Raw genomic sequence first — 19604 nt, forward strand, 5'->3', positions numbered from 1 at the left:
TGACCATGGACAAGTCCGCGCGGATCGAGCACGCCCCGCATCGCATCTTCGGCCGCAAGGAATGGGCAAGCCTCCGGGCCGACATGCCGCTGACCTTGACCGAGGACGACCTTTCCCGCCTGCGCAGCCTGAACGACCCGATCTCGATCGACGAGGTCGTGACGATCTACCTGCCGCTGTCGCGCCTGCTCAGCCTCTATGTCGCCGCCACCCAGGGCCTCTACAACGCGACCCGCACCTTTCTCGGCGCCAATGAAGGCAAGACGCCCTTCATCATCGGCATTGGCGGCTCGGTCGCCGTCGGCAAGTCGACCACGGCGCGCGTGCTGAAGGCGCTGCTCGCCCGCTGGACCAACACGCCGAAGGTCGACCTGATCACCACGGATGGCTTCCTCTATCCCAACGCCGTGCTCGAGCGCGAAGGGCTGATGGAGCGCAAGGGCTTCCCCGAGAGCTACGACCTGCCGGCGCTGCTCGCCTTCCTGTCCGACATCAAGGCGGGCCTCGGCAGCGTCTCCGCGCCGGTCTATTCGCATCTCGTCTACGACATCGTGCCGAGCGAGCGGATCACCATCGACCGCCCCGACATCCTGATCGTCGAGGGCATCAACGTCCTGCAGGCGCCGCGCCTGCCGCGCGACGGCACGGCGGTGCCCTTCGTCTCCGATTTCTTCGATTTCTCGATCTATATCGATGCCGACGAGGCGGATATCCGGCGCTGGTATGTCGAGCGGTTCCAGCGCCTGCGCGAGACCGCCTTCCGCGACCCCAATTCCTACTTCCATCGCTATGCGATGGTGCCGGACGACGAGGCGCTGGCGATCGCCGAGCGGCTGTGGTCGCGCATCAACCGGGTCAATCTCGACGAGAACATCCGCCCGACCCGGCCGCGCGCTGATCTTATCCTCAGCAAAGGGGAAAGTCATTTGATCGAGCAGGTCGCGCTACGCCGTCTTTGAGGCGTTTGCTGGGTTTTCGGCAGGTTCGATTGCCACTCGTTCGCAGTTGCGAAGATAGCCGTTGAAGCGTCCTCGAGGCGGTGCTAATGCGCCGAAACCGCCGATATGCCGAGGACGATCATGCCGAAATGGAACGACAGGATAACGCTTGTCGCGCTCAGCTCGATCGTCATCGCGCTGGTCGTGATGGCGCTGAAATATGCCGCCTATCTGCAGACGGGCAGCGTGGCGCTCTATTCCGACGCGCTGGAGAGCATCGTCAATCTGGCGACCGCCGTGGCGGCGTTCTGGGCCATCCGCGTCAGCCACAAGCCGGCAGACAGCGATCACCAGTTCGGCCATCACAAGGCCGAATATTTCTCCGCCGTGCTGGAAGGCGTCCTGATCGTCGTCGCCGCCCTTCTGATCCTACGCGAGGCCTGGATCAGCTATGAGGCACAGCACGCGCTGGAAAATCCCGGCCTTGGCCTGACGATCAACCTGATCGCGACCGCCATCAACGGCGCCTGGGCGATGTATCTGTTCCGCTTCGGCCGCCGCCGTCGCTCCCCCGCCTTCATCGCCGAAGCCTGGCATCTGACCAGCGACGTCATCAGTTCGATCGGCGTGTTCTGCGGCCTCGTGCTGGTGGCGTTGACGGGCTGGATCGTGCTCGATCCGCTGCTGGCGGTGATCGTCGCCATCAACATCCTCTGGTCGGGCTGGCGCGTCATCCGCGATTCGGTCGGCGGCCTCATGGATCATGCCGTCTCCAGCGAGGTGGAAAGCGAAATCCGCGGCATCATCTCGACCGAGGCGACGGGCGCCATCGAGGTGCATGACCTCCGGACCCGCAATGCCGGCCGCGTCATCTTCATCGAATTCCACCTCGTGGTTCCGGGTTCGATGACGGTTGCCGCCGGCCATGTCATCTGCGACCGCATCGAGGCGGCGCTCAACCAGGCGATCCAGGGATCGGAAGTGCTGATCCATGTCGAACCCGAGGCAGAGGCGCTGCATCACGGCGTGATTGTCCTCTAGGAGCGCTTTAGTGTCGTTCTGCGGGCGTCGTGACCGATGGCAGGCTGGCGCAGCGCTTGATTTTCTGCCCTAAACTCATGATATCGGGCCTACCTTTGGTTCTGATCAAAAGAGAGTTCGCCATGTCTGACGATACCCAGCCCGTATCCCCCACCGAAGCAGCCGCTGAAGCGGCAGCCGCGGCCGTGGACGGCGACGTCGCGGCGGCTCGTATTGCGGCGCTCGAAGCCGAATCGGCCGAGTTGAAGGATCGCGTGCTGCGAACCATTGCCGAGATGGAAAACCTTCGCCGCCGCACCGAGCGCGAAGTCGCCGATGCCCGCCAATATGCGATCGCCGCTTTCGCCCGCGACATGCTGACCGCCGGCGACAATCTCGCCCGCGCGATCGAGGCCGTGCCGGACGAAGCCCGCAGCAGCAGCGAGGCGCTGAACTTGCTCATCGACGGCGTCGAGATGACCGAGCGCGATCTGGTCAATTCGCTGGAGAAGCACGGCGTCCGCAAGCTCGATCCGCTCGGCCAGAAGTTCGATCCGCACATGCACCAGGCGGTGTTCGAGATCCCGACCACGGAGCAGCCGGCCGGCACCGTCATGCAGGTCATGCAGTCCGGCTACGTGATCGGTGATCGCGTGCTGCGTCCGGCCATGGTCGGCGTCGCCAAGGGCGCGCCGAAGCCGAAGGAAGTGAAGACCGAAGCGGACGATTCGACGCCGCGTTCGACCTAAGGCGGGGGAGGCTGTGGACGCTGCCCTGCTCTACAGCCTCGACCTCATCGGGGTTTTCGTCTTCGCCGTCACGGGGGCGCTCGCCGCCTCCAGGCGGCAGCTCGATCTCGTCGGCTTCGTCTTCCTCGCCGCCATGACGGGCGTCGGCGGTGGCACGATCCGCGACGTGATCCTGGGTGCGACCCCGGTTTTCTGGATCACCCAGCCCGCGCCGGTCGTGCTCTGTGCCCTGACCGGCGTCATCGTCTTCTTCCTGGCGCCCTTCGTCGAGTACCGCTACCGGCTGCTGCTCTGGGCCGACGCGATCGGCATAGCCGGCTATTGCGTCATGGGCGCGGCCCGGGCGCTGAATGCAGGCGCCAGCCCGTTCGGCGCGGTGGTGATGGGCGTCGTCACCGCCACCTTCGGCGGCATCATCCGCGATATCGTCACCGGCGAGCCATCCGTGCTGCTGCGCAGGGAAATCTACGTCACGGCGACGGTGGTCGGCGCCGCCCTGTTCGTGCTGGCGAGCCATTTCGGCCTGCCGTTCTGGCCGGCGGCCTTCCTCGGCGCGATCTGCGCCTTCATCGTACGCGCCGGCGCCCTGATCTTCGGCTGGACCTTGCCGACCTACCGCTCGCGCGCCGGTCGGGCCTTCCCGCCGCGCTAGAGCCTTTCACCGTTTCTCTGAAACGGAGAAAGGCTCTAACTCCTTGGGATCGCGTTTTCTTCACGCGAACCGGTACCCACTTCGCCCGAAGACGCGCTAGGCCGCGTAGCGGGTCGCGTCGACGCCGTAGTGGTTGACATAGCGCTCGTTGATCGAGGCCACGGGCAGCACGATCAGCACGTCCGTCGTGCCGAATTGCCGATCGACCACGGCGCCGTCGCCAATATAGGCGCCAAGGCGCAGATAGCCCTTGATCAGCGGCGGCAGCGTCTTCAGCGCCGCTTTCATGTCAATCGCCCCTTCCGGCAGCCGGTCCATGGCGACGCGACGATGCGGCAGCGCGCTCACCGACCATTCGGCCGGCGCGCTGGCATTGTGGTGCAGGAAGGAGAGGGGCAGCGCCAGGGCGTCGGGATTGGTGCCTTCAAGCGACGCGCAGCCGACCATCACATCGATGCCATGGCTGCGGACATAGCTCCAGATGCCGTGCCAGAGCAGTTCGACCGTGCGCTTGGTGCGATAGGGCTTGAGCACGCAGGAGCGGCCGAGTTCCAGGAAATTCAGTGCGGCGTGGCGCTCCAGCAGCGGGCCGAGGTCGAATTCGTTGGCCGAATAGAATCCGGTATGCCGGCTTGCCACTTCCTGGCGCAACAGCCGGTAGGTGCCGACAATGGCGGCTTCGCCGGCGGCTGTGCGCGTATCATGGTCGATGACGAGGAGGTGGTCGCAGATGCGGTCGAAGCCGTCGCGATCGCGGCGCGACAGCTGCGCCTGCACGTCGGGAATGGCCGACATTTCCTCGTAGAAGACCTTGTAGCGCAGCTTCTGCGCCTTTTTCACCTCGCGCGGGGTGACGGCGAGCCGGACTTCCAGCGCTCCGATTCGTCCGAGCGACTCAGGTAGGGGCAGGGCAGGGCGAAGGGCTTTCGGCATCGGAAGTCTTATACCGCCGAATACGCGCTGCGATAGTGCCGGCAAAGCAATGATCGCCGCCGATACACGCTGGACCTGCTGCGACGCTGCGTTCACGCGCTTCACCATCACACCGTTCTCCTGCTCCGCCCGACCCTCTCATGCCGAGATCGCGAGCTACGGGGCGAGGAAATCACATCTCTCCGACAGTTTGGTGACGAAGCTCTTCCGCGGATCGTCCTGCGCCGTTGCCGCTTCGCCGGCAAAGCGCGTCCTGAGGCCTTTCATCCCGGACGGTCGACACATCCCAGACGGTTCGGGTCGGCCGGGCGCATGGCTCCGCCTAGGATCATGGGACTGTTTGGAGGAGGGGGGCGGGTCGATCCGTCGATCCTCACGAGCCAGCCGACTGCCGATGCGCGTCCGTCCTGGCGCCCCGCCGAAGATGGCGGCTGGTCCCGATCTATCCTTCTCCCCAGCCATCCGTTCCCCCGACGAGCCGTTCAGGCCGCCGCCAGGATACGATCGCCGGCGACGCGGTAGCGCAGCGCCTCGGCGAGGTGCAGGCGGCCGACGGTCTCGGCGCCGTCGAGATCGGCGATGGTGCGCGCCACCTTAAGCACGCGATGGTAGCCGCGCGCGGACAGTTTGAGCGCGGCGGCTGCGTCGCCGAGCAGCTTGATACCGGCCTCGTCGGGCGCGGCGATCGTCTCGATCAGCGAACTGGCGCACTGGGCGTTGGTGCGGATGTCGTCGACGCCGAGCGCCTCGAACCGTTCCGCCTGCAGCGCGCGCGCCGCCGCGACCCGCTCGGCCACGGTGGCGCTGCTTTCGGAGGGGGCCGTGCCGATCAGATCGCTGGCGGTCACCGCCGGCACCTCAATGCGCATGTCGATTCGGTCGAGGAAAGGCCCGGAAAGCCGTGCCTGATAGTCGGCGGCGCAGCGCGGGCCGCGCTTGCAGCTCATGCCCGGTTCGCCCGCCATGCCGCATCGGCACGGATTCATGGCGGCGATCAGCTGGAAACGCGAGGGATAACGGATGCGGTGGTTGGCGCGGGCGATCAGCACCTCGCCGGCTTCGAGCGGTTGGCGCAGCGAATCGAGCACCTGGGGCGTGAATTCCGGCAGTTCGTCCAGAAAGAGAATGCCGTGATGGGCAAGCGACGCCTCGCCCGGCCGGGCGCGCAGGCCGCCGCCGACCATGGCGGCCATCGAGGCGGAGTGATGCGGCGCGCGAAACGGCCGGCGATCGGTCAGCTTGCCGCCCGAGAGTTCGCCGCCGATCGAGGCGATCATCGAGACTTCCAGCAGCTCCTTGGGCGAGAGCGGCGGCAGGATCGAGGGCAGGCGGCTCGCCAGCATCGACTTGCCGGCGCCGGGCGGCCCGGCCATCAGCAGGTTGTGGCCGCCGGCGGCGGCGATTTCCAGCGCGCGGCGGGCGCTCTCCTGGCCGCGCACATCGGCAAGATCGGGGAGGGGGGCGCCGTCGCGCTGCAGCGCCGGCGTCGGCCGGGTCAGCACCTGCGTGCCCTTGAAGTGGTTGGCGATGGCGATCAGGCTGCGGGGCGCCAGGATTTCCATGTCGCCGCCGGCCCAGGCTGCCTCCGGCCCGCAGGCGGCCGGGCAGATCAGCCCGCGTCCCATGGCATTGGCGCCGATCGCCGCCGGCAAGACGCCCGCCACCGTGGCGATGGTGCCGTCCAGCGCCAGTTCGCCGAGCACGACGAAATCCGTCAGCTGGTCGCCGGGAAGCGCGCCGAGCCCGGCCATCAGGCCGAGCGCGATCGGGAGGTCGTAATGGCTGCCTTCCTTGGGCAGATCGGCCGGCGCCAGGTTGATGATGATCCGCTTTGGCGGCAGGGCGAGGCCGGAGGCATGCAGCGCGGCGCGCACCCGCTCCCGGCTCTCCGCCACAGCCTTGTCCGGCAGGCCGACGATGATGATGCCGGGGAAGCCGGGCGCGATCTGCACCTGGACGTCGACCGGAACCGCCTCGATGCCCTGAAAAGCCACCGTCGTGACATGCGCGACCATGCCCGCTCCCCCTTTGACGATGACGTTACGTCAATCTCCGGGAGAGTCAAGAACAGGTCGTGAACATCCGTGGTGCCGGGCGATCCTGTTAGCGCCCTGTTAACCCTAGCGCTTGGACTCGACCGCGTCCCAGACCAGCGCGGCGATGTCGGCGCCGCCGAACCGCTTTACCTCGCGGATGCCGGTCGGCGAGGTGACGTTGATCTCGGTCAGGTAGTCGCCGATGACGTCGATGCCGACGAAGACGAAGCCGCGCTTCTTCAGGTCGGGCCCGATCGCCTCGCAGATCTCGCGGTCGCGCCGGGTCAGCTCGATCGGCTCGGGGCGGCCGCCGACGTGCATGTTGGAGCGCGACTCGCCATCCGCCGGCACGCGGTTGATCGCGCCGACCGCGACGCCGTCGACCAGGATGATGCGCTTGTCGCCGGCCCGCACCGCCGGCAGGTAGCGCTGCACGACATAGGGTTCGCCGCGATAGGCGGCGGCGAAGATTTCCAGCAGCGAGGCGAGGTTCTGGTCGCCCTCCGACAGGCGGAACACGCCGGCGCCGCCATTGCCGAACAGCGGCTTGATGATGATGTCGCCATGCTCCTGGCGGAAGCGGCGGATCTCTTCGGGATCGCGCGAGATCAGCGTCGGCGGCATCAGCTTGGGATATTCGGTGACGAAGATCTTTTCCGGCGCGTTGCGCACTTCGGCGGGGTCGTTGACCACCAGCGTCTTCGGATGGATGCGCTCGAGCAGGTGCGTCGTCGTGATGTAGCCCATGTCGAAGGGCGGATCCTGGCGCAGGAACACCACGTCCAGGGTCGAGAGGTCGGTGCGCTCCGCCTCGCCGAGCGAGAAATGGTCGCCCGGCACGTCGCGGACGGTCACCGCCTCGATCGCCGCCTCGACCCGACCGTCGTTCAGCGACAGCCGGTCGGGCGTGTAGTGATAGAGCTTGTGGCCGCGTCGCTGGCCTTCCAGCATCAGGGCGAAGGTGGAATCGCCACGGATATTGATCTTGGCGATGTGGTCCATCTGGACGGCGACGGAAAGCGACATATAGGCCCCCAATGCGGAATAGGCCTCTTATGTCGTGTGGCGGGGCCGAATGGCAATGCCGCTGTCAGCGATCCCGCGCAAAAGCATCGACGATGTGGCGCGGCAGCCGGCGCGGCAGCACGGCGACGATGTCGAAACGGAGCGTCAGCTGGGCCGCCTGCGGGTGGCGGGCGACGAAACTTTCCGCCGCCCGGATGAGCCGGTCGCGCGCCGCGGGCGGGATCGCCAGGATCGCGGCGTCCTGAGTCCGGCGCGCCTTGACCTCGACGAAGACCAGCGTCCGCCCGCGCTGCATGACGAGGTCGATCTCCCCGAGCGGGCTGCGGAAGCGCCGGGCGACGGTGCGATAGCCCTTCAGGTTGAGGTAAAGGGCTGCGACCGTTTCGGCGAAACGGCCATGGCGTTCGGAGGCGCGGCGGTCAGGCCGCGCCATCGTCGTCGGAGTCCGGTTCGCCGTCGTCCTCGTCTTCCTCGTCGCCGGCCGCTTCCGCTTTCAGTTCCAGCGCGCGCTGGTAGAGGTCGCGCTTCGGCATGCCGGTGGCGGTGGCGGCCAACGCCGCCGCTTCCTTCAACGGATGGTTTTCCAGGAGCCGAGCGAGCAGCGAGTCGACTTCCTCGGCTTCGGGCTCGCTGGCGACCGGCGGGCCGATCAGGATGACGATCTCGCCCTTGGGCGATGGCTCGTTGCCAAACGCCTCCGCCAGCGATCCCAGCGTTCCGCGCCGGACGGTTTCAAAGGTCTTGGTCAGTTCGCGCGCCACGACGGCCGGGCGGTCGGCGCCCAGCGTTTCCGCCATGTCGGTGAGTGAATCCGCTGTCCGGTGCGGCGATTCATAGAAGATCAGCGTTCCCGGCACCTCGGCCAGCGCCGCGAGCCGCTTCTTGCGGCCGACGGTGCGGTTGGGCAGGAAGCCGGCGAACAGGAAGGTGTCGGTCGGCAGCGCCGCCGCGACCAGGGCGGTGAGCAGCGCCGAGGCGCCGGGGATCGGGATGACCCGGTGCCCGGCGCCCAGCACGTCGCCGACCAGCCGAAAGCCCGGATCGGAAACCAGCGGCGTGCCGGCGTCGCTGACCAGCGCGATCGTCTTGCCGGCCGCGAGGGCCGCCAGCAGTTTCGGCCGCTGCCGGTCGGCATTGTGCTCGTGATAGGCGAACAGCTCGGTCTCGATGCCGTAATGGCGGGTCAGCACGCGGGTGACGCGCGTATCCTCGCAGGCGATCACATCGGCGGCGGCGAGCGTCGCCAGCGCGCGGATGGTGATGTCGCGCAGGTTGCCGATCGGCGTCGAGACGATATAGAGGCCGGGCTCGATCGCCGGCGCCCGCAGGCGCTGGCCGTCGATCTGATAGCCAGCCTGGCTCTCGCCGCCGGCGCTTTCCGGATGGACCGGTCTCGCGGGAGCGCTCATGACGCGCCCGCGCCGACGTTGTGGAGATGTGACACCAGACCTGAATTCACCGAAACCGCCGCTCTTTGCCGCTGAACAACCATGGGCTTTCCAGTACAGTTACATCTTGCGATTGAACAGGAGAAGGCGTGTGGGTTGGTTCCGTTCCGAACGGCTGGATGCGGGCAAGGTGGGGGCGTTCGCTTCCTGCGTCGCCGCGCTCGGCCTGCTCGCCGCCTGCGCCTCGACCGTGGGAGGGCCCGGCGTGGGCGCCAGCGTGGCGCCGGCGGTGACCGGAGCCCAGCCCGCCCATGGCGAGACGCTCGGCAAGGGCACGGTGCGCGTCGCGCTGCTGGTGCCGGCCTCGGCTACCGGCAATGCCGGCGTCATCGCCGCCAATCTGAAGAATGCCGCCGATCTGGCGCTGCGCGAATTCCAGGGCGGCGCCAATCTGCAGATCCTGGTCAAGGACGATCGCGGCACCCCGGAAGGCGCGCGCGAGGCGGCGACCGAGGCGATCTCGCAGGGTGCCGAACTGATCATCGGGCCGCTCTTCGCCCAGTCCGTCGCGGCGGCCGCCTCCGTCGCAAGGCCGGCCGGCGTGCCGATCGTCGCCTTCTCGACCGATACCAGCATCGCCGCCCGCAACGTCTATCTGTTGAGCTTCCTGCCGCAGTCGGATGCCGACCGGATCATCAGCTATGCCGCCTCGCAGGGAAAACGCTCCATCGCGGCGCTGCTGCCGGACAACGGCTATGGCACGGTGATGGAGGCGGCCGTCCAGCGCGCCGCCACCGCCAATGGCGCGCGCATCATCACGATCGAGCGCTATGGCCTCGACCGGGTCGCCATGCAGCAGAAGGCGGAAGCGATCGCGGCGGTGATCCAGAGCGGCCAGGTCGACGCCGTCTTCATGCCGGACGCCGGCGACGCCGCGCCCTTCCTGGCGCAGATCTTCTCCGCCCGCGGCATCCGGCCCGGGCAGGTCAAGTTCCTGGGCTCGGGCCAGTGGGATGATCCGCGCATCGCCGCCGAGCCGACGCTTCGCGGCGGCTGGTATCCGGCGCCCGACCGCGCCGGCTACGCCGCCTTCGCGGTGCGCTACCAGGGCGTGTTCGGTGCGCCGCCGCTGCGCACCGCCTCGCTCGGCTATGACGCGACCAGCCTCGCCGCCGGGCTTGCCGCCCGCTATGGCGACAAGCGCTTCACGGCCGACACGCTGGCGAACCCGAACGGCTTCATCGGCGTCGACGGCGCCTTCCGTTTCCTGCCCGACGGCACCAACCAGCGCCAGCTGGCCGTCTACGAGCTCGGCGGCGGCACGCCGGTGATGATCGACCGCGCCCCGCAGACCTTTGCCCGCACGGGGACGTAGGGGGGCGGCGGCCGTGATCGTGGATGGCCAATGTTCGAAAACCGCCTGGTGAGGGTTCGCTAGCACGGCTCCCGAGCTTCGGATCCTTCAAGCCTATCCACCCGCTCCGCCATCATCCTGAGGCGCTTCGTGTCAGCGAAGCCTCGAAGGAGGGTCCAGCGGGTTTCATTTGCAGGCCTGGGAGATCGGACCGACGCTTCCTGGACCCTCCTTCGAGGCCCGGCTTCGCCGGGCACCTCAGGATGATGGTCGAGGAGAATGCTAGGGGAGCCATTCGCTCGGCGGGTGGTGGCTTGGAGGGATGCTAAGGAAGCAAAACCCTCACCGCACCCTCTCCCGCAAGCGGGCGAGGGCTTTTCGGCCGGCGGCCTTCAGGCATGCAGAGTTCCCGGGCGCAGGCTGACTGGTTAGACGCGGGCGCCCCCTCTACCGCGCGCGGGAGAGGGCTGGGGTGAGGGGCTTCCTTCGCCTCTCCCATCTCGCGTCAAGAACGGACGAGCCGGCGCGGGCAGCACGGCTCCCGAGCTTCGGATCCTTCAAGCCTATCCACCCGCTCCGCATCATCCTGAGGCGCTTCGCGTCAGCGAAGCCTCGAAGGAGGGTCCAGCGGGGCTCCATCTTGCAGGCCGGGGAGATCGGACCGGCGTTTCCTGGACCCTCCTTCGAGGCCCGGCTTCGCCGGGCACCTCAGGATGATGGTCGAGGAGAATGCGAGGGGAGCAGCTTGCTCAGCGGGCGATGATTTGAGGCCGGTTAAAGCAAGCAAGACCCTCACCCCACCCTCTCGCGCAAGCGGGCGAGGGCCTTTCGGCCGGCGGCCTTCAGGCATGCAGAGTTCCCGGGCGCAGGCTGACTGGCTAGACGCGGGCGCCCCCTCTCCCGCGCGCGGGAGAGGGCCGGGGTCAGGGGCTTGCTTTGCTTCTCCCATGGGGAGTGGTCCACGGCCGCAGGCCGGCGGGGTGAGGGTGCAGGGAACCATCCGGCAAGGCCGGCGATCGAACGGCGAAAGGTCGCTTGCTCCAGACCGTCTCCCCCGCGCTTTCGGGGCGTATCCACCCGCTCCACCATCATCCTGAGGCGCTTCGCGTCAGCGAAGCCTCGAAGGAGGGTCCAGCGGGGCTCCATCTTGCAGGCTTGCGAGATCGGGTCGGCGTCTCCTGGACCCTCCTTCGAGGCCCGGCTTTGCCGGGCACCTCAGGATGATGGTCGAGGAGAATGCGAAGGGAGCCATTCGCTCGGCGGGTGGTGGCTTGGAGGGATGCTAAGGAAGCAAGACCCTCACCCACCCTCTCCCGCAAGCGGGCGAGGGCTTTGGGCGGGTGCTCCCTCTTCACCTCTCCCATGGGGAGAGGTCGACGGCTGCAGGCCGGCGGGTGAGGGGATCAGGCCTTACAGGTGAGATCGCAACCCCTCACCCGGACCTTCGGTCCGACCTCTCCCTGTGGGAGAGGTGAACGCAGCAGCTCAGGCCGCCAGGTCGGCGACCACGGCGTCCAGCACGAACGAGCCGGAGCGGGTGGCACGGATGCGGTTTTCGTCGATCTGCTCGACCATGCCATGCTCGATCAGATCGGCCAGTCGGCGTGGGTCGAGCGTGCGGCCGGCGATCGCCTTGTAGCGGCGCAGGTCGATGCCCTCGGTCAGGCGAAGCCCCATCAGCAGCATCTCGTCGCCGGATTCCTCTGGGGTCAGGATGTCGTCGGTTTCGATGCCGTCGCCCCAGGATTCGACCCGGCCGAGCCAGGTTTCCGGCAGCAGCGTCGTCGCGGTGGCGTGGCGCTGGCCGTCGATGACGAGACGGCCATGCGCGCCCGGACCGATGCCGGCATATTCGCCATAGCGCCAATAGACGAGATTGTGCCGGCATTCGCCGCCGGGAACCGCGTGGTTGGAGATCTCATAGGCCGGGCGGCCATGCTTGTCGCAGACCTCCTGTGTGATCTCGAACAGGGTGGCGGCCGTGTCCTCATCGGGAATGGCGAGCTTGCCGGCCTGGTAGAGCTTCTCGAACATCGTGCCGGGCTCGATGGTGAGCTGGTAGAGCGACATGTGGTCGGAAGCGCGCTCCAGCGCCTGCATCAATTCAGCCCGCCACATGTCCGGCGTCTGCCCCGGACGCGCGTAGATCAGGTCGAAGGACAGGCGTGGAAACGTGGCGCGGGCGATGTCGATGGCGCGCATCGCCTCCTCGACATTGTGCACCCGACCGAGCGCCCTCAAGTCCGTGTCGTTCAGCGCTTGCACGCCGAGCGAGACGCGGTTGACGCCGGCGGCGCGATAGCCGCGGAAGCGTTCTGCCTCGACGCTGGAGGGGTTGGCCTCCATCGAGATCTCGGCATCCGGCGCGACGTTCCATGCCGCGCCGATGGCCTCGAGAATGGTGCCGACCGTCTTCGGGTCCATCAGCGACGGCGTGCCGCCGCCGAGGAAGATGGAATCGACCGTCTTGCCCGGCGACTTGGCCGCCATGGTCTTGATCTCGGTGACGAACGCCTTGGCGAACCGCTCCTGATCGACCCCCTGGTGGCGGACATGCGAGTTGAAGTCGCAATAGGGGCACTTGGCCGCGCAGAACGGCCAATGCACATAGACGCCAAATCCGGGTTCGATCGGGGGGGCCATGGATGTCAGGCCCCGAGCTCGGCTTCGGCGAACTTCGCGAAGGCGCGCGCCCGGTGCGACAGCGCATCGGTGCGGCCGGCCGACCAGCCGTGCTTCTCTTCCGCCGCCATCTCGCCGAAGGTGCGCTCATGGCCTTCCGGCAGGAAGGCGGGATCGTAGCCGAAGCCGAGTTCGCCGCGCGGCGGCCAGACCAGCGTGCCTTCGATCTCGCCGCGGTAATAGCGCGTTGTGCCATCGGGGAAGGCGAGGCAGAGCACGGCGACGAAGCGGCCGGTGCGGCTCTCCGGCGTGTTGGCGCCGGCCTGCTGCAGCTTCTCCTCGACATTGCGCATGGCGCGGGCGAAATCGCCGTCGGGGGCGGCCCAATCGGCCGAGTAGACGCCGGGCTCGCCGCCAATCGCATCGACGCAGACGCCGGAATCGTCCGAAAGCGCCGGGAAGCCCGACGCCTTGGCGGCGGCATGCGCCTTGATCGCGGCGTTTTCCTCGAACGTCGTGCCGGTCTCGTCCGGCACGGGCAGGCCGAGTTCGCCGGCCGAGACGACCTTGAGCCCGAACGGCGCCATCAGGCCGGCGAATTCGCGCAGCTTGCCGCCATTATGCGAGGCGAGCACGAGCGTGTCGCCGGAGGTTAGGCGGTGGGAAATGGCGTTCATCCGGAAATGGCCAGCTTCTGCAGTTCGACCAGGTCGACGATGCCGTTCTTGGCAAGCGTCAGCATCGCGGTCAGTTCGGCTTCGTTGAAGGGCTTGCCCTCGGCGGTGCCCTGGATCTCGACGATGCCGCCGGTGCCGGTCATGACGAAGTTCGCATCCGTCTCGGCTTCCGAATCCTCGGCGTAATCGAGGTCGAGCACCGGGGTGCCGCGATACATGCCGACCGAGACGGCGGCGACGTGGTCGCGGATCACCTTCGGGCCGACCATGTCGCGCGACTTCATCCAGGCGACGCAATCATAGAGCGCCACCCAGGCGCCGGTGACCGAGGCCGTGCGGGTGCCGCCATCGGCCTGCAGCACGTCGCAATCGATGGTGATCTGCTTTTCGCCGAGATGGACGAGATCGACCACGGCGCGCAGCGAGCGGCCGATCAGGCGCTGGATTTCCTGCGTCCGGCCGGACTGCTTGCCGGTCGCGGCCTCGCGGCGCATGCGATCGCCCGTCGAGCGCGGCAGCATGCCGTATTCGGCGGTGACCCAGCCCTTGCCGGAACCGCGCAGCCAGGATGGCGGCTTGTCCTCGAGGCTGGCGGTGCAAAGCACGTGCGTGTCGCCGAACTTGACCAGGCAAGAGCCCTCCGCGTGCTTGGCAACGCCGCGTTCAAGCGTTACCGCACGCAGGGCGTCCGCGGCGCGTTTCGAAGGTCGCATGGGATATTCCTGGCTGTTTCGTTGGTCCGCTTGTACAGGTCGGTGGCTCAAAACGTAAAGCCCTGCTTGAACCGGGCGTCGAAATCGACACTTAATCAAAGAGATCGAAGCTTTCGAAGAGAGGATCCCGCGTCTTGCCCGCCGACCGCACGGCCACCGAGACGGCATCGTCGGCGCTTTCCGCGCTCGATCAGCGCTCGCGCGAAATCTTCAAGCGCATCGTCGACAGCTATCTGGAGACGGGAGAGCCGCTCGGCTCGCGCAATCTTGCCCGCATCCTGCCGATGGCGCTGTCGCCAGCCTCCGTCCGCAACGTCATGGCCGATCTGGAAGGTCTGGGCCTGATCTATGCGCCGCATACCTCGGCCGGACGGCTGCCGACGGAAAGCGGGCTGCGCCTGTTCGTCGACGCGATGCTGGAGGTCGGCGACCTGACCTCGGACGAGCGTCGCGACATTGAAAGCCGGGTCGCCGGCGGCGGCGCCAGCCGCACGGTCGATGGCGTCCTGAGCGAGGCCGGGCGCATGCTGTCGGGCCTGTCGCGCGGCGCCGGCGTCGTGCTGGCCTCCAAGAGCGACCAGCGGCTGAAGCATATCGAATTCGTCCGCCTGGAGCCGACCAAGGCGCTGGTCGTGCTGGTCGGCGAGGATGGCTCGGTCGAGAACCGGCTGATCGACCTCGACCCCGGCACGACGCCCTCAAGCCTGGTCGAGGCGGCGAACTATCTCAACACGCATCTGCGCGGCCGCAGCCTGGCCGAGGCGCGCGCCGAACTGAACCAGCGGCAGCAGCAGGTCCGCGCCGAGCTCGACCAGCTGACCGCGCGCCTGATCGATGCGGGCCTCGCGAGCTGGGTCGAGGCGACCGGCGTTCGGCCGGATACGCTGATCGTCCGCGGCCAGGCCAATCTGCTCGAGGATGTGCGCGCCGCCGAGGATCTCGAGCGCATCCGCCTGCTGTTCGACGATATCGAGACGCAGCGCGAGCTGGTGCATCTCTTGGGCAGCGCCGAGGCCGGCGACGGCGTCCGCATCTTCATCGGTTCGGAAAACAAGCTGTTCTCACTGTCCGGCTCGTCGCTGGTGGTATCACCTTACCGCGATTCCGAGAGCCGCGTGGTCGGCGTGCTGGGGGTGATCGGGCCGACCCGGCTCAACTATGCGCGCATCGTGCCGATGGTCGATTACACGGCGAAGCTGGTTGGCCGGCTGATCGGCTGAGCGCGACCGTCTGGCGTCTGTACAGCGCCGCGGCGAGCCGATATGAGAACGCTTCAAAGATAGATGGAGACGAGAACATGGCGACGGGTACCGACAAACTGGTCACGGTTTTCGGCGGCTCTGGCTTCATCGGCCGTCATGTGGTGCGCGCGCTGGCGAAGCGCGGCTGGCGCATCCGTGTCGCGGTGCGTCGCCCGGATCTCGCCGGCCATCTGCAGCCGCTCGGCTCCGTCGGCCAGATCATGCCGGTGCAGGCCAATCTGCGCTATCGCTGGTCGGTCGACCGCGCCGTCGAGGGTGCCGATGCCGTCGTCAACCTGGTCGGCGTGCTGAACGAGAGCGGCCGCCAGAACTTCTCCGTCCTGCATAATTTCGGTGCCCGCGCCGTGGCCGAGGCGGCCCGTGCCGCCGGCATCCAGACGCTGGTGCACCAGTCGGCGCTCGGCGCCGATGCGAATTCGGAATCGCTCTATGCCCGCACCAAGGCGCTGGGCGAGGCGGCGGTGCTCGAGACCGTGCCGGAAGCCGTCATCCTGCGTCCTTCGATCGTGTTCGGGCCGGAAGACCAGTTCTTCAACCGCTTCGGCGACATGGCCCGCATCTCGCCCTTCCTGCCGCTGATCGGCGGCGGCGCCACCAGGCTGCAGCCGGTTTTCGTCGGCGATGTCGCGGAGGCGATCGCGCGCGCCGTCGAGGGCCAGCTCGCGGGCGGCACCGTCTATGAACTCGGCGGGCCGGAGGTGAAGACCTTCCGCCAGTGCCTGGAGCTGTTGCTGACCGAGATCGAGCGTTCGCCGCTGCTGGTCCCGGTGCCGTGGACGCTCGCGCATTACGGCGCGTCGGTCGCGCAGTGGCTGCCCAAGCCGCTCCTGACCGTCGACCAGGTTCGCCTGCTGAAGCAGGACAATGTCGTTTCGCCCGCCGCCGAGGCGGAAGGCCGCACGCTGGACGGCATCGGCATTCATCCGAGCAATCTGCTCACCGTGCTGCCGTCCTACCTGCAGCGCTTCAAGCCGCATGGCCAGTTCGACCACAAGCGCACGGCCTGATCGACCGCTCAATTTCTGACATGAAAAAGGCCCGCTTCCGGCGACGGAGGCGGGCCTTTTCTGTTGCGGTTGGCGATCAGCCGAAGGTCAGCACGGCGGCGAGGCCGATCGCGCCGATGATGATCCGCCAATAGGCGAAGGGCGCAAAACCGCGCTGGCTGACGAAATCGAGCAGCCGGCGCACCACGAACACGCCGGCGATGAAGGCGGCGATGAAGCCGACGATGATGTTCCAGGCGCCGGCCGTCGTGATCTGGTCGTGCGTCTTGTAGAGATCATAGGCGAAGGCGCCGGCCATGGTCGGCATGGCGAGGAAGAACGAGAATTCCGCCGCGGCGCGCTTGTCGCTGCCGAACAGCATGGCGGCGACGACTGACGAACCCGAGCGCGAGACGCCGGGGATCATCGCCAGGCACTGGGCGACGCCGATGCCGAAATACATGCCGAGCGAGAAATCCATCGCGTCGTGATAGCGGGGCCTCAGATCGAGCCGGTCGACGATCAGCAGGATGAAGCCGCCGACGATCAGCATGATGCAGATCAGCATCGGGCTTTCGAACAGCACCTGCTTGATGAAGCCATGCGCGGCGGCGCCGATCACGGCGGCGGGCAGGAAGGCGAGCAGGATGCCGAGCACGAAGCGGCGGGTGCGCGGGTCGGACGGAATGTCGCGCAGGATCTTGAGCAGCCGGCCGAAATAGACCGTCAGGATCGCCAGGATGGCGCCGAGCTGGATCAGCACCTCGAAGGCGCGCCCGGGACTGTCAAAGCCGAGGAAATGCCCCGCCAGCAGCAGGTGTCCTGTCGAGGAGACGGGGATGAATTCGGTGAGGCCCTCGATCAAGCCGAGGACAAGCGCATCCAGCAAACCTGGGATATCCATCATCGCTCCTGCGAATGCCGTTGAAGGTCGAAACCGGCGAATCGGCTTGATACTCGCCACAATCGCGGCCTATATGCGGGCGCTGGAGCCGTTCTCGCAACTGCACTCACCGCCGCAGAATCGCTTCGATTTGTCAGCCCCCGACCTGCGTAACGATGTCCCTTCTGCACCATCATCCCTTTTCCGCCGCTTCGCGTTATGCCCGACTGGTCCTGTCGGAATATGACGAAGCCGTCGAATTCGTCGAAGAGAAGCCTTGGGTCCGAAATGCGGCCCTTCTGGCTCTGAACCCGGCTGGAATCCTGCCGGTTTTCATCGATGACAACGAGACGGTCGTGGCCGGCGGATCGGTGATCACCGAATATCTGGTCGAGACCAAGGGCGCCCGCATGGGCGAGGTCCGGCTGATGCCGGAACATGCCGCCGACCGCGCCGAAGTGCGCCGCCTGGTCGAGTGGTTTTCCGGCAAGCTGCATGGCGAAGTGACGAACTATCTCGTCACCGAGAAGGTCTACAAGCGGCAGATGCGGCAGGGCGAAGGCAATACCTCGCCCGATCCGGCCGCGATCCGTGCGGCCCGCGCCAATGTCCGCTATCATATCCAGTATATCGGCTATCTGGCGGCGCGGCGGAACTGGCTGGCGGGACGCGAACTGACGCTGGCCGATTTCGCGGCGGCGGCGGAAATCTCCTGCATCGACTATCTCGGCGAGGTGCCATGGGAGGCGGACGAGGCGGCGAAGGCGTGGTACGCGCGGGTGAAGTCGCGGCCGTCGTTCCGGCCGCTGCTGAACGACGTGGTGCGGGGCGTGCCCCCGGCGCCGCATTACGTCGACCTGGACTTCTGACCTCCGATCCCTTGACGCCAAAGCAGCTCGCCGCCGAGAAGGCGCGGCTGATCGCCGATGCGCTGGCCGAGGGCTTCAGCGTCGTCCGCGTCACCGGGCCGGACGCCATCCCGCTCGCGCCGGAACGCCTGCACGCCTTCCTGAGTGATGGCCACCATGGCTCCATGGCCTGGATGGAGGAGACGGCGGCGCGCCGCGCCGATCCGACGGTTCTCTGGCCCGATGTTCGCACCGTCATCATGCTCGGCCTCAATTATGGCCCGGAAGACGACCCGCGCGCCCTGCTCGAAGCGCGCGATCGCGGCAACATCTCCGTCTACGCCCGAAACCGTGACTATCACGACATCATCAAGGGCAAGCTGAAGCAGGTCGCCGGCCGCCTCGCCTCGCGCACGGGCGCGGAGGTCAAGGTCTTCGTCGATACGGCGCCGGTGATGGAGAAGCCGCTCGGCGAGGCGGCCGGCCTCGGCTGGCAGGGCAAGCACACTAATCTCGTCTCGCGCGAATTCGGCTCCTGGCTTTTCCTGGGCTCGATCTTCACGGCGCTGGAGCTGCCCGTCGATCCGCCCGAGACGGACCACTGCGGCAAGTGCCGCGCCTGCCTCGACGCCTGCCCGACAAACGCGTTTCCCTCGCCCTACCGGATCGATGCGCGGCGCTGCATTTCCTATCTGACGATCGAGAATGCCGGGCCGATCCCGCGCGAGTTCCGCGTCGCCATGGGCAACCGCATCTATGGTTGCGACGACTGCCTGGCCGCCTGTCCCTGGAACAAGTTCGCCAAGGCCGCTTCGGAAATGAAGCTGAAGGCGCGGCCGGAATATGAGGGGCCGAGGCTCGCGGATCTCGTCGCGCTGGACGACGCGTCCTTCCGGGCATTCTTCTCCGGCTCGCCGGTCAAGCGCATCGGGCGCGACCGTTTCGTGCGCAATGTCCTGGTGGCGATCGGCAATTCCGGCGAGGCGGGCCTGCTGCCTTCAGTTCGGACGCTGCTAGACGATCCGGCCCCGGTCGTCCGGGGCGCCGCCGTCTGGGCATTTTCACGCCTGGCCTCGGTCGAGTTCGAGGCGTCCCGCTCGGCCGCGATGGCGGCGGAAACGGACGAGAGCGTGCGGGCCGAATGGGCCTGTCCGTCGGCGAGCTGAAGACGGCGGGGCGGGAACCGCATGGCCCATGTCTTCCGCCGCTTCGATCCCGCTGAGGATCGCATCGTGGACGTTCGAGACGGCTTCTTCCGGCGTGTTGCCGTCGCTCATGCAGCCGGAAGGTCAGGCACGGTCGCCACGAACCCGCCGCCGCCTCGACCATCATCCTGAGGTGCTTCGCGCAGCGAGGCCTCGAAGGAGGGTCCAGTGAACTTTAGCACGGCCCGGATCCTCGCGCTGGGGCGCCTGCAGCGCCAGAGGAGCCTACTGAACCCTCCTTCGAGGCCCGGCTGCGCCGGGCACCTCAGGATGATGGTCGAGCTGGAGATCCTTCCGGATACAGGCGTTGAG

The 19604-nt window shown here is 67.3% G+C and carries 18 protein-coding genes; 9 read left to right on the forward strand and 9 right to left on the reverse strand.

Annotation, left to right across the window (positions count from 1 at the left end):
• Positions 1-5: 5 nt before the first annotated feature.
• The 4 genes from coaA to ACHMWQ_RS03270 all read left to right on the forward strand — a co-directional run bounded on the left by coaA (position 6) and on the right by ACHMWQ_RS03270 (position 3359).
• A complete protein-coding gene (gene coaA / locus ACHMWQ_RS03255; protein ID WP_354552976.1) occupies positions 6-959 on the forward strand; it encodes a type I pantothenate kinase in 954 nt (317 codons plus the stop codon).
• A gap of 120 nt (positions 960-1079) precedes the next feature.
• Complete coding sequence (locus ACHMWQ_RS03260; RefSeq protein ID WP_354552978.1) at positions 1080-1979, forward strand: cation diffusion facilitator family transporter; 900 nt, start codon at positions 1080-1082, stop codon at positions 1977-1979.
• A gap of 122 nt (positions 1980-2101) precedes the next feature.
• Positions 2102-2707 carry a nucleotide exchange factor GrpE gene (grpE, locus tag ACHMWQ_RS03265; protein WP_354552979.1) on the forward strand — a complete coding sequence of 202 codons (606 nt, stop codon included), beginning with the start codon at positions 2102-2104 and terminating at the stop codon, positions 2705-2707.
• A gap of 13 nt (positions 2708-2720) precedes the next feature.
• On the forward strand, positions 2721-3359 hold the full coding sequence (locus tag ACHMWQ_RS03270) for a trimeric intracellular cation channel family protein (RefSeq protein ID WP_354552981.1): 639 nt from the start codon (positions 2721-2723) through the stop codon (positions 3357-3359).
• A gap of 96 nt (positions 3360-3455) precedes the next feature.
• On the opposite strand, the gene ACHMWQ_RS03275 is transcribed toward ACHMWQ_RS03270, so the two are convergent.
• The 5 genes from ACHMWQ_RS03275 to rsmI form a co-directional block, all read right to left on the reverse strand.
• Positions 3456-4292 carry a GNAT family N-acetyltransferase gene (locus ACHMWQ_RS03275; RefSeq protein ID WP_396306382.1) on the reverse strand — a complete coding sequence of 279 codons (837 nt, stop codon included), beginning with the start codon at positions 4290-4292 and terminating at the stop codon, positions 3456-3458.
• A gap of 482 nt (positions 4293-4774) precedes the next feature.
• Complete coding sequence (locus tag ACHMWQ_RS03280; RefSeq protein ID WP_396306383.1) at positions 4775-6307, reverse strand: YifB family Mg chelatase-like AAA ATPase; 1533 nt, start codon at positions 6305-6307, stop codon at positions 4775-4777.
• 105 nt (positions 6308-6412) lie between these two features.
• Complete coding sequence (gshB, locus tag ACHMWQ_RS03285; RefSeq protein ID WP_354552987.1) at positions 6413-7354, reverse strand: glutathione synthase; 942 nt, start codon at positions 7352-7354, stop codon at positions 6413-6415.
• 64 nt (positions 7355-7418) lie between these two features.
• Positions 7419-7787 carry a YraN family protein gene (locus ACHMWQ_RS03290; protein WP_396306384.1) on the reverse strand — a complete coding sequence of 123 codons (369 nt, stop codon included), beginning with the start codon at positions 7785-7787 and terminating at the stop codon, positions 7419-7421.
• Complete coding sequence (gene rsmI, locus ACHMWQ_RS03295; protein WP_396306385.1) at positions 7774-8763, reverse strand: 16S rRNA (cytidine(1402)-2'-O)-methyltransferase; 990 nt, start codon at positions 8761-8763, stop codon at positions 7774-7776. Before rsmI ends, ACHMWQ_RS03290 begins: the two co-directional genes overlap by 14 nt.
• Before the next feature lie 130 nt (positions 8764-8893).
• Here rsmI and ACHMWQ_RS03300 point away from each other — a divergent pair, with 130 nt between their 5' ends.
• On the forward strand, positions 8894-10117 hold the full coding sequence (locus tag ACHMWQ_RS03300) for a penicillin-binding protein activator (RefSeq protein ID WP_396306386.1): 1224 nt from the start codon (positions 8894-8896) through the stop codon (positions 10115-10117).
• A gap of 1464 nt (positions 10118-11581) precedes the next feature.
• Here ACHMWQ_RS03300 and hemW read toward each other — a convergent pair.
• Genes hemW through rph form a run of 3 tightly spaced genes read right to left on the reverse strand, consistent with a single transcriptional unit; the run spans position 11582 to position 14108 of the window.
• Positions 11582-12739: a radical SAM family heme chaperone HemW gene (gene hemW / locus ACHMWQ_RS03305; RefSeq protein WP_396306387.1), complete on the reverse strand. Its 1158-nt coding sequence runs from the start codon at positions 12737-12739 to the stop codon at positions 11582-11584.
• 5 nt (positions 12740-12744) lie between these two features.
• Positions 12745-13395: a non-canonical purine NTP pyrophosphatase gene (locus ACHMWQ_RS03310; protein WP_396306388.1), complete on the reverse strand. Its 651-nt coding sequence runs from the start codon at positions 13393-13395 to the stop codon at positions 12745-12747.
• The gene (gene rph, locus ACHMWQ_RS03315) at positions 13392-14108 is read right to left on the reverse strand and encodes a ribonuclease PH (RefSeq protein ID WP_266333829.1); all 717 of its coding nucleotides are present in this window, start codon (positions 14106-14108) and stop codon (positions 13392-13394) included. The genes ACHMWQ_RS03310 and rph overlap by 4 nt, the downstream gene beginning before the upstream one ends.
• Positions 14109-14242: 134 nt before the next feature.
• On the opposite strand from rph, the gene hrcA reads away from it, so the two are divergent.
• Together hrcA and ACHMWQ_RS03325 are read left to right on the forward strand one after the other, a co-directional pair.
• Positions 14243-15328 carry a heat-inducible transcriptional repressor HrcA gene (gene hrcA, locus ACHMWQ_RS03320; protein ID WP_396306389.1) on the forward strand — a complete coding sequence of 362 codons (1086 nt, stop codon included), beginning with the start codon at positions 14243-14245 and terminating at the stop codon, positions 15326-15328.
• A gap of 77 nt (positions 15329-15405) precedes the next feature.
• The gene (locus tag ACHMWQ_RS03325) at positions 15406-16377 is read left to right on the forward strand and encodes a complex I NDUFA9 subunit family protein (RefSeq protein WP_396306390.1); all 972 of its coding nucleotides are present in this window, start codon (positions 15406-15408) and stop codon (positions 16375-16377) included.
• Positions 16378-16453: 76 nt separating this feature from the next.
• On the opposite strand, the gene ACHMWQ_RS03330 is transcribed toward ACHMWQ_RS03325, so the two are convergent.
• Positions 16454-17260 carry an undecaprenyl-diphosphate phosphatase gene (locus tag ACHMWQ_RS03330; protein WP_396306391.1) on the reverse strand — a complete coding sequence of 269 codons (807 nt, stop codon included), beginning with the start codon at positions 17258-17260 and terminating at the stop codon, positions 16454-16456.
• Positions 17261-17415: 155 nt separating this feature from the next.
• On the opposite strand from ACHMWQ_RS03330, the gene ACHMWQ_RS03335 reads away from it, so the two are divergent.
• Together ACHMWQ_RS03335 and queG are read left to right on the forward strand one after the other, a co-directional pair.
• A complete protein-coding gene (locus ACHMWQ_RS03335; RefSeq protein WP_354553004.1) occupies positions 17416-18108 on the forward strand; it encodes a glutathione S-transferase family protein in 693 nt (230 codons plus the stop codon).
• Between the two features lie 11 nt (positions 18109-18119).
• A complete protein-coding gene (gene queG / locus ACHMWQ_RS03340) occupies positions 18120-19253 on the forward strand; it encodes a tRNA epoxyqueuosine(34) reductase QueG (RefSeq protein ID WP_396306392.1) in 1134 nt (377 codons plus the stop codon).
• The last annotated feature ends 351 nt before the right edge of the window (positions 19254-19604 follow it).

Origin of the sequence: Kaistia sp. UC242_56 (assembly GCF_044452255.1) — a bacterium.
GTDB classification, from domain to species: Bacteria; Pseudomonadota; Alphaproteobacteria; order Rhizobiales; family Kaistiaceae; genus Kaistia; species Kaistia defluvii_A.